Below are 12,081 nucleotides of genomic sequence, written 5' to 3'. Positions count from 1 at the left end.
CAAGCGGGTCAAATTTTCGCGCATTGGCGCAATTCCCGCCATCACTTCTTGCCCCTCCGGGCAAACAGGACAAATCTGTCAAGGGTCGATACCCGCCTGAAAGAATCACGTCGCAACAGAAAGCTGCACGACAAGATGACTGATTTCGCGCTTCCCCTGCCTGCCACTCCTTCCGTGGCGATCCGGAACAGCCAGCAGCGTTTTCCGGTCCGGCGCATATTTTGTGTGGGGCGAAATTATGCCGCCCATATCCGCGAAATGGGCAATGACGAGCGCGACCCGCCCTTTTTCTTCACAAAGCCAGCCGATGCGGTCGTGGATTCCGGCACCGTGATCCCCTACCCCCTTGCGACAGAAAACCTTCATCACGAAATCGAGCTGGTGGTGGCCATCGGCGAGCGCGGCGTGAATATTGGCCGCGATGCTGCGGCCGACCATATCTGGGGTTATGGCGTGGGGATCGACCTGACCCGCCGTGACCTTCAGGATGTGGCGAAGAAGGCCGGCAGGCCGTGGGACTGGGCGAAAGCGTTCGATCATTCGGCCCCTTGCGGCCCACTTACCCCGGCGGATCGCAACAGCATTCCGCACAGCGGACGGATCCGGCTTTCCGTCAATGGAGAAACGCGCCAGCAGGGAGATCTGGCCGAGATGATCTGGCCTGTGCCGGATATCGTGGCGATTTGCAGCCAGGCAGTGGAATTGCAGCCCGGAGACCTGATCTTCACCGGCACGCCATCCGGCGTCGGCCCCGTGGTCGCAGGCGACCGCCTCAGTGGCGAGATCGAAAACATTGGCGTGGTCGAGCTGGAAATCGCCGCCCGGCGATAAAGGCCGTCCGCTAGGATGAAGGGCGCCGGCGCGGCTTTCGGCGTCTTTCATAGAACATCACAAGTGTTTCTGCGGTCAGTGCCGGTGTTTCCTCGCCCTCGATATCGATGGTGTTGAGGAACTTCATCAGATACTGCCCCGGCGCCTTGTCTTCCATGGAAAGCAAGGTCGCGCGCAGGCGGACACGCGAGCCGACCCGCACCGGCGCAAGAAAACGCACCTCGTCGAGCCCGTAATTGAATGCCGCCTGCGTGTTTTCCGGGATCGCGCCGAGTTCATGGCAAAGCGCGCCGACGATCGACAGCGTCAGATAGCCATGGGCAATGGTGACGCGCAGCGGGCTTTCCCGCCTCGCCCGCTCGGGATCCGTATGCAGCCACTGGCGATCGCCCGTACAATCGGCAAACTGGTCGATCCGCGACTGGTCCACAATCGTCCAGCCGGAAACGCCAAGCTCGTGGCCGATCATGCTCTTCAGTTCATCGAATGTCGGTGGCCGTCTGTCCATTCCGCCTTTCCAGCATATGCCTTCATCAAATCCGGTTATGGCTACTATAAGCGCTTCAGTGTGGCAATTTTGGAAACGCTGTCGAATCTATCGATTCATTCCGGAAGATCGAACTCCCGAAGAATCAGATTCTTCTAAAACCATACGGATGGATTTGGTTGCCCTATGAAAGAAAAATACTCTCGAACACATAAAGCGCTATGCCGGCAATACCTCCGACGATCATGCCGTTGAAACGGATATATTGCAGGTCCCTGCCAATGTTGATCTCGATCAGGCGCGTAAGCTGCGCCAGATCCCAGCGCTTGACCTGATCGGCGATGAAGGTCGACACGCCGCTCTTCTGGCTTTCCACGAAGGCGGCGAGCGCCACGACGAAGCCTGCGTTCATATCCGCCTTCACCTTGGGATCCTCGGCCAGATGGCGCCCGATCTCCACGAACATGTTGGTGAGATGCGACTGGATCGCCCCTCCCTTGCCATCCGCTCCCTGCTCGATGAAATCGCGCAGGCTGGCCCACATGGTGGAGATCAGTCCGCGCATTTCCGGCCGCGCCAGCAGATCCCGCTTCAGCTTCTCCGCGCGCTCGGCATAGTCCCCGGACGTTTTCAGGCGAACGATGAAGCCCTCGACAAAGCGGTCGAACTCGTCGCGCAGCGGGTGCGCGGGGTCGGCCTGAACATCCTCCAGAAGCGTCACTGCGGAAGCCACGATCTTTTTCAGAAGATAAGCGTCCGCGCGGAAGAGGTTGAAAAGCGTCGGCAATTCGGCGCGGATCTTTTCGCGCATGGCTTCCAGAGCTCGCTCATCGGCGAGAAAGCCCGAAACGGCCCGCACCAATTCATCGAACAGCTTCTGGTGGCCCCGATCATGGGTGAAGGCGGACAGAAGGTCTGCGGCGAGCGGCGCCACCTTCACCTTCTCCAGTTCGTCCGTCAGGCGTTTGCCCACGAAATCCCGCAGTCCGGATTGCTCGACGGCGGCGAGCATCTGCGGCACCAGCCGGCCGACAAATCGCGACAGGCCGGCCGAGCGTTTTTCGTCCGCCAGCCAGTCCGCGACGAGTGCTGCGAAATCCACCTCCTTCAGTTTTTCGCGAACCGGTCCGGGCGCCAGAAAATTGACCTCAATGAACCGGCCGAGATTGTCGGCAATGCGGGTCTGGTTGGAAGGGATGATCGCCGTGTGCGGGATCGGCAGCCCAAGCGGCCGCCGGAACAGCGCCACCACCGCATACCAGTCGGCCAGCCCGCCAATGGTTGCCGCTTCGGCGAAAGCGGCAACCACGCCCATCGCCGGATAGGCCGGTTGCAGAAGCTTCGCCACGGCAAACAGCGCCACGCAAAACAGCAGGGCCATGGCGGCCACGAATTTCGTGCGCCGCAGGGCAGCGATCTTCGCCGCATCCTCCGCAACCGGACCATCGCGCAAAACATCTGCTGTGGGATTTGTCATCGCTTCAGGGTTCCGTTGTTTTCCCGCCGTGCCTTGCGCAAACATGTCAGGCGGCGGGTAAAAGGTAGAAGGGCAATCTTTCAAAAATCGTGTGTGCGACCTTAACCAACGAGGCGCTGGCAAGTTGCATCTCGTTTCTGTAGTTGTTGCACTGCGAAAAGGAAGTTCAAGGAGCAAGCATGTCTTCGAGGACAATCGACTACGCGTTTACTGCGCGCACCAGACGAGGCGCAGCTTCCGATCCCACCTATGCCGGCGCGCTGTCCTTCATGCGCCGCAAGCTCACCAAGAACGTGTCGGGCGCCGATGCGGTGGTTTGGGGCATTCCCTTCGATGCCGCTGTCACCAACCGCCCCGGGGCGCGATTCGGACCGCAGGCCATCCGCCGCGCCTCGGCCATACTCGACAACGACCCGCAATATCCGTTCTCGCGCGATCTGTTCGAGGATCTCGCCGTGGTGGACTATGGCGATTGCCTGCTGGACAGCGGCAACCACAATAAAACGCCGGCCACAATCGAGCGCGAGGCCGCAAAAATCCTGAAATCGGGCGCCTTCCTGCTTACGCTGGGCGGGGATCATTTCATTACATGGCCGCTGCTGAAGGCGCATGCGGCCATTCACGGCCCGCTGGCGCTGGTGCAGTTCGATGCGCATCAGGATACCTGGCCGGATGACGGCAAGCGTATCGATCACGGTTCCTTCGTCGGCCGCGCGGTAAAGGAAGGCATCATCGACCCGGACCGCTCGATCCAGATCGGCATCCGCACCCACGCGCCGGAAACGTTCGGGATCAAGATCCTGCACGGCTATGAGGTGGAGGAAATGCGCGCCGCCGAGATCGCCTACGCGATCGTGGAACGCACGGGCGGCCGCAAGACCTATCTGACGTTCGACATCGATTGCCTCGATCCGGCTTATGCGCCCGGAACAGGAACGCCGGTCGCCGGCGGCCCGTCCTCCGCGCGCATGCTCTCCACCCTGCGCAAGCTTGGACAGGTCGACATCGTGGGTGCCGATGTCGTAGAGGTTGCGCCGGCATACGACCATGCCGATATTACCTCTATAGCCGGTTCCATGATCGCCATGCACTATCTCGGCCTGCTGGCGGAACGGAAGGCAAAACAGGACAACGTCGCAAACAACATCCATCACGGGCAGGACATTTAGTCCTGCCGGCATTCAGGCGGATACGAGCAGGCACACAGGAATGAAACCGAAAATCTTCATTGACGGCGAACACGGCACCACCGGGCTCCAGATCCGCACGCTGCTGGCCGGGCGCGGCGATCTTGACATCATTTCCGTGCCGACCGAACGCCGCAAGGAAAAGGAAGCGCGCGCGGAGTATCTCAACGCCGCCGACATCGCCATCCTGTGCCTGCCGGACGATGCGGCGCGCGAAAGCGTGTCGCTGATCGCCAACGACACCACGCGCGTCATAGACGCCTCGACCGCCCACCGGGTGGCCGAAGGCTGGGACTACGGTTTCGCTGAACTGGACAGGGACCAGCCAGCCCGCATCGCCGCGGCAAAGCGCGTCGCCAATCCGGGCTGCTGGCCGCAGGGCCCCATTGCCACGCTCCGGCCGCTTGTGGAGGCAGAGCTGCTGCCCGCCGATTTCCCGGTCACCATCAACGGCATCACCGGCTATTCCGGCGGCGGGCGCACCATGATCGAGGATTATGAGGCGAAGGGCGAAAGCGCCTGCGAATTCTTCCCCTACGGGCTTTCGCTTCAGCACAAGCATATTCCCGAGATCAGGACCTATGGCCGCCTCAGTCGCGATCCGATCTTGCAACCGGCGATCGGCAATTTCGCTCAGGGCATGATCACCGTCGTGCCGCTGCAACTGGGAACGCTGGATTACATTCCGAGTGGTGCAGAGCTGCACGCAGCCATTGCCGACCACTACGCGGCCATTCCGGGCTCCGTGGTGGAAGTCGCGCCTTACGAGCAGGTCGAGCGCGTTCCGGACATCGATCCGGAGCTCTACAACGGCACCAACAGGATGAAGGTCTATGTCTTCGCCAATGACGACCGCGCACAGGCCCTTCTGATTGCTGTCTACGACAATCTCGGCAAGGGTGCGTCGGGTGCTGCCGTGCAGAATCTCGACCTGATGATCGGCTCGATGACCGGCAAAGGCGTTTGATACAGACGCCGGCATTTCCGGATCGCTGGAACATCAGGACGGCGCGGCTGATCGCGGATACGTTCAGCAGCCGCGTCTGGAAGGTCACGTGTGGCGACGGTTCGATTGCCGTCGTCAAGGACCTCAAGCCCTTCGATGATGTGGACGACGAGTTGCGCGGCGCACATCTGCTTGCCTGGCGCAACGGCGTCGGGCTTGTTCGCCTGATCGATCAGGACGGGCATCGGATGCTGATCGAATATGCCGGCGAGCGGCATCTGACCGATGTGCTCGACGCTCAGGGCGATGCGGCAGCCACCGACATCGCAGCCGACATCATTGTCCGTCTGCACACACCCGGCGCGCACCCTGCCCCGCCGCAGTTGCAGCCGCTGGCCGAGCGCTATGAAGCCTTGTTTACCAAGGCAAAACAGGATCGCGCAGCCGGCATCGACTCGATCTATGTGCAGGCGGCGGAACTGGCGCAGCGGCTTCTCGACACCGTAAGCGACGTGCGCCCGCTGCATGGCGACCTGCATCACGAAAATATTCTGGAAGGGCCGCGCGGCTGGCTCGCCATAGACCCGAAGGGCGTGTTGGGCGAACCCGGCTTCGATGCCGCAAACCTGTTTTTCAACCCGCTGGAACGGGACGATCTGTGCCTCGACCCCGAACGCATAGGGCGCATGGCCGGCCAGCTTGCGCAGGCAATGCAACAGGACCCGCGCCGGCTCCTCGACCATGCCTTCGCCTATGGCTGCCTTTCGGCCGCCTGGCATCACGAAGACGGCAATGCAGCAGACGAAAACCGGGAACTGGCTGTCGCCTCTGCGGTCCGGGAGGTCAGGAAACGGTTCTGACCTCTCCGGGGAGCGGGTAAGCGCCCCTGGTGCCGCGCCAATGCGCAGCGGCGAAACCCAGCACCACCAGCGCGAATCCCTGATGCGTCAGCGCCGCATGCATCGGCACTTCCAGAACCAGCGTGGCGATGCCGATGATGGCCTGTATCAGCACCAGAATGAACAGGAATACGGCGCGACGCGAATGCGTGGTGCCCGGAAGGCGTCGCCCGGTGGAGATCATGTGCCACAGCGCCACCACGAACAGCGTATAGGCGCCGATGCGGTGCACGAACTGCACGGTCTTGGGGCTTTCAAAGAAATTGCGCCACACCGGCTCCAGGATCAGCAGGTCGCCGGGGATGATCCTGCCGTCCATCAGCGGCCATGTCGTGTAGCTCAGTCCCGCATGCAGCCCGGCGACCAGACCGCCCAGATAGATCTGCACCATGATCAGCAGAACGAGGATGCCGGCCATCCGCTGGGTTCCGCGGTCGGCAGCGCCCTGCGAGTGCGGCGCCAGTCCGCGCGCCACCACCATCGTGGCCATGAATATCAGCGAAGCCAGCGTGAGATGCGTGGCGAGCCGGTACTGGCTGACATTGACACGCTCGACCAATCCCGACGCGACCATCCACCAGCCAATTGCGCCCTGAAGTCCGCCCAGAGCGAGTATGCCAATCAGCTTCGGCGTCAGCCCGCGCTCCACCCGCCGCGTTGCCCAGAAGAAGATCAGCGGAATGGCGAACAGGAAGCCGACCCCACGTGCCAGAAGCCGGTGCGCCCACTCCCACCAGAAGATGGTCTTGAACTCATCGAGGCTCATGCCATGGTTGATTTTCTCATATTGGGGAATCTGCTGGTATTTCAGGAACTCCTCCTGCCACTCCTCCACATTGAGCGGCGGAATGACGCCATGAATGGGCTTCCATTCGGTGATCGACAGGCCGGAACCCGTCATGCGCGTCGCGCCGCCAACGAGGATCAGCGCGAACAGCACCACCAGAATGCTGTAGAGCCAGAAACGCACCTGCGCCCGGTTTCGCAAGAGGCGATCCCGGTCAGGCAAGGCAGATGCGTAATCGGCGTCGACAGCCATTGCGTCTCTCCAGCAGTTTCAGCGCATCGGACAGAAAATCGAACCGGCTTCCAGCCTGTTCCGATGGCCAGTCAAAACGTCGGGGCTCTTGTGGCGTGTCGACGACGACGCGCATCACCGTGCCCGGGCGGCGGATTGGTGGACCATGGCGCGTTGGCTGGCAAGACCGGGCGGCGCGGCACGCCGTCGCGCCACTTCATCTTGCGTCAGCTTCCTGCAGGGCCTATGCGAATGCAACGGAAAGGACGACCAGATGCCAGTTCGCCTCAAAAAGCTGATCGGAACGATTCTTCTGGTGCTTCTCGTCGTCGTCTATTCCCTGCTCGCCACGATGATCGCGGTCGCGCAGCTCTCGCAATCCGGCCCCATCGCGCATCTTTTGTTCTTCCTGATCGGCGGCCTCGTCTGGATCCTGCCGGCAATGGTCATCATAAAATGGATGGTCAGCGAACCCAAACGGGGCTGACGCTCATCCCTCGCCGCTCCGCTTACCAAGCCGGTTTCCCGGTTCTTCAACATTTCGTGCATTGATTGCCTGCATTGCGTGCAGAATGGTGACGCGAACAGGGACGGGGAACTGATGGACGCAGCAGCGCCATTCAGCAGGGATGGCCAGCCTCGGAGGGAAACCGCTTCCGTCTCGCTGGCCTCGGAGAGCGCTCTTCGCAACTATGAGCAGCTTTGCGACGTTGCTGTTCATGCTCCGCCGCAGGGACCGCTTTGGGTGCGGAACTGGAGCCGGCACCATCCGGACACCAGCATCATCGCCACACTGAGCGTTGACGGGCGTCCGGTGTTTGCGCTGGCTCTGGAGATCGTCGCCCTCGGACCGCTGCTGATTGCAAGATTCATGGGCGGCTGTCATGCCAACGGCAATTTTCCGGCGACCGACCCTGTGTGGCTCGATCACGCAGGCCCCGCCGTATTTGCCGCACTATTCGATGAGCTGGCCGGCTTCCGCCCCGCAATCGACGTGGTGCTGCTCGACCGGCTTCTCCCGGCCAGCGATGCAATGCCCCTATCCCGACCCAATCCGCTGCGCGCCTTTCGCCCGTTCGACAGCCCCGATATTTCGCTGGCCGTGGACCTCTCCGGCGGCTTCGAGGTGATGATCGCCAGCCCCGAAGGCCGGGGAAAACACAAGAGATACCGCTCGCAGGCACGCAAATTCGCGGCCGCGGGCACCTGCCAGCGTATCGAGGCGACGAATTCAGAGGAAGTGGACAGGCTTCTTGACGCCTTTTTCGAGATGAAGGCGGCCCGCTTTGCCAGCATGGGGATCACCGATGTCTTTGCGCCGCCCGATGTGCGTGCGTTCTTTCGCAACCTGTTTGCCGAATCGCTTAGGGAGCCCTCCCCGCCTTTCGTGTTGCACGGGCTCGAAGTGGCCGGAAAGCTGCGCGCCATCACCGGGTCGAGCCGTTGCGGAAATCGTCTGATCTGCGAATTCGGCTCCATCTCGGAAGATGAGCTCTGTCATCTGAGCCCCGGCAACTTCCTGTTTTTCGACAATATCCGGGAAGCGAGCGAACAGGGGTTTACGGTTTATGATTTTTCCATCGGCGACGAACCCTACAAGCGGCAATGGTGCGATACCGAAATCCGCTATCTGGAAACGCTGATCCCGCTGACAGCCGCCGGCAAGGCCTATGCATTCGCCCACAGGCAGAAGGTCCGCCTCAAGACACGCCTCAAGCAAAGCCCGACGCTATGGCCGCTGCTGAAAACCATGCGCCGCATACTGGCCGGGCGTCCGGCGAAGAAGGATAGCGATTAGCTGGCCATAGCGATCAGCTGGCAGGTGCGCGCACTGCCTCGGTTGCTTCGATCGCCTGACGCAATCGCGCATCACGCCCATAGACATCGCCGAAATATTCCACCTTGCCGGCCATGTCGGGCCATGCGGTGAAGTAGGCGACATAGACGGGAATCCTGCGCGTCACCTTCTCGGTGGAATGCCCCTTGCCGAGCTTTTCGGCCACATGCTCCACCGAGGTGCCGAGCACGGCGGCGGCCATGCCGCGCGGGTCCTGCAAACGCACGCAGCCATGGCTCAGGGCGCGCATGTCACGCTCGAAGTAGGATTTTTGCGGCGTGTCATGCATGTAAATGGCGTGCTTGTTGGGAAACAGGATCTTGAGTTCGCCCAGCGCATTGGCCTCGCTGGGCGCCTGCCGCACGTTGAACGGAACCTTTCCGCCATATTGCGACCAGTTGATCGAAGATGAAGGGATGCGCTTTCCCTTGGAATCGGTGACTTCGTAGCCCGCGCGGTCGAGATAGCCGGGATCGTTGCGCAGCCTCGGCAGCATCTCGTTGACGATGATGGACTGCGGCACCCCCCAGTAAGGGTTGTAATCCACCTGCTTTATCTCGTCGAAGAAGAAGCTGGTCTGGTTGCCGGTTCCGCCAATGACGGTTCGCGTCTTCAGCTTCTCCTCGCCGCCCTCGATATAGCTGGCCGTGAATGCGGGCTGGTTGATGAACACGCGCGGGCTGCCGAGATCGGAAGGCAGCCAGCGGATCTGCTCCATCGCGATCCGCACCTTTTCCTGCCGGCTGGCCCTGGATTCGCCCGCCAGTGCCGCCACGGTGCGCGATCCGATGACGCCGTCCGGTTTCAACCCCGCATTTTTCTGAACTTCCATGAACAGCGGCACCAGTTCGGGATCGTAGGTTTCGCCGCCGCCCAGCCGCGCAATCGTCTCGCCATAGCTGGCGCGCATGTCATCGGTGAGATGCCCGCGCCCGATCAGCGTCAGCAGCTTCGGCAGTTCGGGACTGGACTGGCCCGGCTTCAACAGCAATGCGGGATCGACGAGGATCTCGTTCTCCACGCTCACCTCAAGCGTCTCAAGCTCGACCCGCAGCGCCTCATATTCCGGATTTTGCGGATGCCGTGATTCCAGATAGGCGCGCACCTCGCGCGTGTTGGAAAGAATTCCGAGTACCCCCTTCAGATTTATAGGCTTTTCTGGAAAATCATAATAGCCGGAAATGCGGTTCGGCTGCACACGCCCCTGCCGTGCGTCCCGCACATATCGCAGCGCCCTCGCCGACAGCGCCATCTCGAAACGGATCAGATCGGCCCGCCGCGCGGCCTCGTCGGCGCCGGCCTCTGCGACCGGAACCGCGATGGAATAGTCGGCAGGCGAGAAGCCATGGCTCTCCGCTTCGCCCAGCACGCGGATGGCTTCGCGGGCCTTGTCATCAATGGCGCCATTCGAGATCCAGATGAAATCAGGATGCGCGCTGTAATGCTCGATCAGGGCCTTCGCTATGGCCGGCTCGGCCAGCAGATTATAGCCTTCGAGGCCCGTAAGAGCCTGACGAAAGTCGTCCTTTTCCGCTACCGGCGTAAACGAGGCTTTTTGCGGCGCGTCGGTCAGCGCGGAAAAATCCACGCGCGTCAGCTTGTCGGCCTTGTAGGTGTTGTAGCCCGGGCTCGATATTTTGGTGATCGGGGCCGCCTGTCTGGGTTTCGGCGGCGGCGGAAATTCACCCTGTAAAGGGGCGGAATGGCGTTTGGCCGGACCTCCGAACAGCATGTCCAGCAGGTTCTGGGCATTTACCGGAGAGGCTCCCAGCACAAGACCGGCCCCAACCAGACATGCCGGAACAAGCCGCATCCGTGTTCCCGATCGCTGCATGAATGACCACCTGCTTTGACAACATCACCGCGGCGCCAAACTGCGAGAGCAGCCCGGCACATGTTCGCGACTATAATGATTCACGGCGATTTGGTTAAATTTATCTGAAATTCCTGTTTGTCTGACATCCGGACATGGGTGGCCAGCACCGGCTTGCTGTGCCATCAATCCAGACTGATGCACATTCGGGAGGAGATTTGCATGAAGAAGGGTTTCCGCGCCTTGCTGGACGAGGCCAATGCCGAGGTGGAAGCCATTTCGCCCGAGGCCGCCGCCGAGCTTCTATCGGCCGACGGGATCACATTCGTCGACCTGCGCGACCCGCGCGAGATCGAGCGGGAGGGCAATATTCCCGGCGCGCGGCATTGCACGCGCGGCATGCTGGAATTCTGGATCGATCCGGAAAGCCCGTACCACAAGCCATTCTTCGCAACCGGAAACACCTTCGTGTTTTTCTGCGCCGGCGGCTGGCGCTCCGCTCTGGCGGCCAAGACCGCGCAGGATATGGGACTGGAGCCGGTCAAGCACATCGAAGGCGGTTTCGGGGCATGGAAAAAGGCAGGACTGCCGGTCGAGCCGGCCCCCAATTAAAGCCCGATCATAAGGCAAGAACCTGAGCGTCAGTTTGCCAGCGCGACAGGTACGGGCTGCGCGCGGGCGACGAAATCCACCGACCGTTCGACAACCGCGGGATCGGCGAGGATCCGCCTGTGTCCCAGTCCTTCAGCCCAGTAGATCTGCACATGCGGCCCGGCCTTCGTGAAGGCCTGCGCCTGTTCGGCGGGAACCTCGCGATCATCCGGCGCATGCACGACAAGCGTGGGCACCTGTAATTGCGCCAGTTGCCGGTCGCCGATGAAATCACTGAGCGGGCGACCAGCCATCCGATGCAGGCGCCGCGACATCGCACTTTGCGATCTCGGTCCGACATTGAGGGCCTGACTAAAACCTTCAAACACAGCGGGAATGGAATTCGGAGCGGCAACCAGCACAAGGCGCTTAGCCGACAAAGGCGCAATGCCCGGAATGGAGCCGGCTATGGCATTCAAGGCAACGGCCCCGCCAAACGAATGGCCGACAACCGCGGCGAACGGGCCGAAACGGTCGGAGGCCACCCTTACGGTATCGAGCGCATTGAACATGGTGAGCTTACGCCCTTCTGACCGCCCATGCCCCGGCAGATCCAGTGACACCACTCGGTAACCGGCATCGCGATAGCCGGCGATGAGCCATCGCATATATTCAGTCCGCGAACGCCAGCCGTGGACGACCAGAACCGTATCCTGTCCGGCCGATGAAGGCTCAGGGCTGAATTCATAAGCCGCCACGCGCCCCGTGCGCGTTTCCATCATATGGTGGCGCGCCTCCTTCATGAACCCTGTGGCACTGCTCACCGCCCTGCTCTCACCCGCGGTCAGCTTGCCGGGGTTGGGTGTTCTCGAAAACAGTGCAAAAGCGGCGCGGCCAGTAAGACCGGGAGCCACTCTCTCACCGATACCGAACATGCACCGGATGACCTTCGGCTGAATTGGTGCCATAGTGCAAAATCCAAAACTGGTTCAATG

12 protein-coding genes are annotated in these 12,081 nt (G+C 61.4%); 7 read left to right on the top strand and 5 right to left on the bottom strand.

Translation table 11 applies throughout. From position 1 onward, the window contains the following. Positions 1 to 135: 135 nt before the first annotated feature. Entirely contained in the window at positions 136 to 831 is a 696-nt protein-coding gene (locus HNR59_RS11270) for a fumarylacetoacetate hydrolase family protein (RefSeq protein WP_183831544.1), read from the top strand. Between the two features lie 10 nt (positions 832 to 841). Here the strand turns inward: HNR59_RS11270 and HNR59_RS11265 are convergent, their stop codons facing one another. Together HNR59_RS11265 and HNR59_RS11260 are read right to left on the bottom strand one after the other, a co-directional pair. After that, a complete protein-coding gene (locus HNR59_RS11265; protein WP_183829979.1) occupies positions 842 to 1,339 on the bottom strand; it encodes a MaoC family dehydratase in 498 nt (165 codons plus the stop codon). Between the two features lie 163 nt (positions 1,340 to 1,502). Continuing rightward, on the bottom strand, positions 1,503 to 2,795 hold the full coding sequence (locus HNR59_RS11260) for a DUF445 domain-containing protein (protein ID WP_183829977.1): 1,293 nt from the start codon (positions 2,793 to 2,795) through the stop codon (positions 1,503 to 1,505). A 179-nt stretch (positions 2,796 to 2,974) separates the two neighbouring features. Here HNR59_RS11260 and speB point away from each other — a divergent pair, with 179 nt between their 5' ends. Genes speB through HNR59_RS11245 form a run of 3 tightly spaced genes read left to right on the top strand, consistent with a single transcriptional unit; the run spans position 2,975 to position 5,788 of the window. Continuing rightward, positions 2,975 to 3,964 (top strand): agmatinase, encoded by a 990-nt coding sequence (gene speB / locus HNR59_RS11255; RefSeq protein ID WP_183829974.1) that lies wholly within the window; start codon positions 2,975 to 2,977, stop codon positions 3,962 to 3,964. A 40-nt stretch (positions 3,965 to 4,004) separates the two neighbouring features. Then, positions 4,005 to 4,949: an N-acetyl-gamma-glutamyl-phosphate reductase gene (gene argC / locus HNR59_RS11250; RefSeq protein WP_183829971.1), complete on the top strand. Its 945-nt coding sequence runs from the start codon at positions 4,005 to 4,007 to the stop codon at positions 4,947 to 4,949. Next, positions 4,946 to 5,788, top strand: a complete 843-nt coding sequence (locus HNR59_RS11245) for an aminoglycoside phosphotransferase family protein (RefSeq protein WP_183829968.1) — start codon at positions 4,946 to 4,948, stop codon at positions 5,786 to 5,788. The genes argC and HNR59_RS11245 overlap by 4 nt, the downstream gene beginning before the upstream one ends. Here the strand turns inward: HNR59_RS11245 and HNR59_RS11240 are convergent. After that, positions 5,772 to 6,866, bottom strand: a complete 1,095-nt coding sequence (locus HNR59_RS11240; RefSeq protein ID WP_183829965.1) for a COX15/CtaA family protein — start codon at positions 6,864 to 6,866, stop codon at positions 5,772 to 5,774. The two genes, HNR59_RS11245 and HNR59_RS11240, sit on opposite strands and share 17 nt — an antisense overlap. Before the next feature lie 253 nt (positions 6,867 to 7,119). Between HNR59_RS11240 and HNR59_RS11235 the strand changes: the two genes are divergently transcribed. Further along, entirely contained in the window at positions 7,120 to 7,332 is a 213-nt protein-coding gene (locus HNR59_RS11235) for a DUF2842 domain-containing protein (protein ID WP_183829962.1), read from the top strand. A 114-nt stretch (positions 7,333 to 7,446) separates the two neighbouring features. Then, positions 7,447 to 8,643: a GNAT family N-acetyltransferase gene (locus HNR59_RS11230; RefSeq protein WP_183829959.1), complete on the top strand. Its 1,197-nt coding sequence runs from the start codon at positions 7,447 to 7,449 to the stop codon at positions 8,641 to 8,643. Positions 8,644 to 8,656: 13 nt separating this feature from the next. Here HNR59_RS11230 and HNR59_RS11225 read toward each other — a convergent pair whose 3' ends face one another. Then, complete coding sequence (locus HNR59_RS11225; protein ID WP_183829956.1) at positions 8,657 to 10,516, bottom strand: L,D-transpeptidase family protein; 1,860 nt, start codon at positions 10,514 to 10,516, stop codon at positions 8,657 to 8,659. Positions 10,517 to 10,717: 201 nt separating this feature from the next. Between HNR59_RS11225 and HNR59_RS11220 the strand changes: the two genes are divergently transcribed. Continuing rightward, complete coding sequence (locus tag HNR59_RS11220) at positions 10,718 to 11,107, top strand: rhodanese-like domain-containing protein (protein WP_183829954.1); 390 nt, start codon at positions 10,718 to 10,720, stop codon at positions 11,105 to 11,107. Positions 11,108 to 11,136: 29 nt separating this feature from the next. On the opposite strand, the gene HNR59_RS11215 is transcribed toward HNR59_RS11220, so the two are convergent. Continuing rightward, a complete protein-coding gene (locus HNR59_RS11215; RefSeq protein WP_183829951.1) occupies positions 11,137 to 12,054 on the bottom strand; it encodes an alpha/beta hydrolase in 918 nt (305 codons plus the stop codon). Positions 12,055 to 12,081: the final 27 nt, after the last annotated feature.

Source organism: Aquamicrobium lusatiense, from assembly GCF_014201615.1.
GTDB classification, from domain to species: domain Bacteria; phylum Pseudomonadota; class Alphaproteobacteria; order Rhizobiales; family Rhizobiaceae; genus Mesorhizobium; species Mesorhizobium lusatiense.
The sequence above is the reverse complement of the archived record's forward strand: the minus strand, read 5'-3'. Positions and strand labels throughout refer to the sequence as shown.

Bases quoted from the DNA above. Each gene is read 5' to 3' on its own strand.
- HNR59_RS11270 (WP_183831544.1), top strand. From the start codon at position 136: ATGACTGATTTCGCGCTTCCCCTGCCTGCCACTCCTTCCGTGGCGATC.
- HNR59_RS11265 (WP_183829979.1), bottom strand. From the start codon at position 1,339: ATGGACAGACGGCCACCGACATTCGATGAACTGAAGAGCATGATCGGC.
- HNR59_RS11260 (WP_183829977.1), bottom strand. From the start codon at position 2,795: ATGACAAATCCCACAGCAGATGTTTTGCGCGATGGTCCGGTTGCGGAG.
- speB (WP_183829974.1), top strand. From the start codon at position 2,975: ATGTCTTCGAGGACAATCGACTACGCGTTTACTGCGCGCACCAGACGA.
- argC (WP_183829971.1), top strand. From the start codon at position 4,005: ATGAAACCGAAAATCTTCATTGACGGCGAACACGGCACCACCGGGCTC.
- HNR59_RS11240 (WP_183829965.1), bottom strand. From the start codon at position 6,866: ATGGCTGTCGACGCCGATTACGCATCTGCCTTGCCTGACCGGGATCGC.
- HNR59_RS11235 (WP_183829962.1), top strand. From the start codon at position 7,120: ATGCCAGTTCGCCTCAAAAAGCTGATCGGAACGATTCTTCTGGTGCTT.
- HNR59_RS11230 (WP_183829959.1), top strand. From the start codon at position 7,447: ATGGACGCAGCAGCGCCATTCAGCAGGGATGGCCAGCCTCGGAGGGAA.
- HNR59_RS11225 (WP_183829956.1), bottom strand. From the start codon at position 10,516: ATGCAGCGATCGGGAACACGGATGCGGCTTGTTCCGGCATGTCTGGTT.
- HNR59_RS11220 (WP_183829954.1), top strand. From the start codon at position 10,718: ATGAAGAAGGGTTTCCGCGCCTTGCTGGACGAGGCCAATGCCGAGGTG.
- HNR59_RS11215 (WP_183829951.1), bottom strand. From the start codon at position 12,054: ATGGCACCAATTCAGCCGAAGGTCATCCGGTGCATGTTCGGTATCGGT.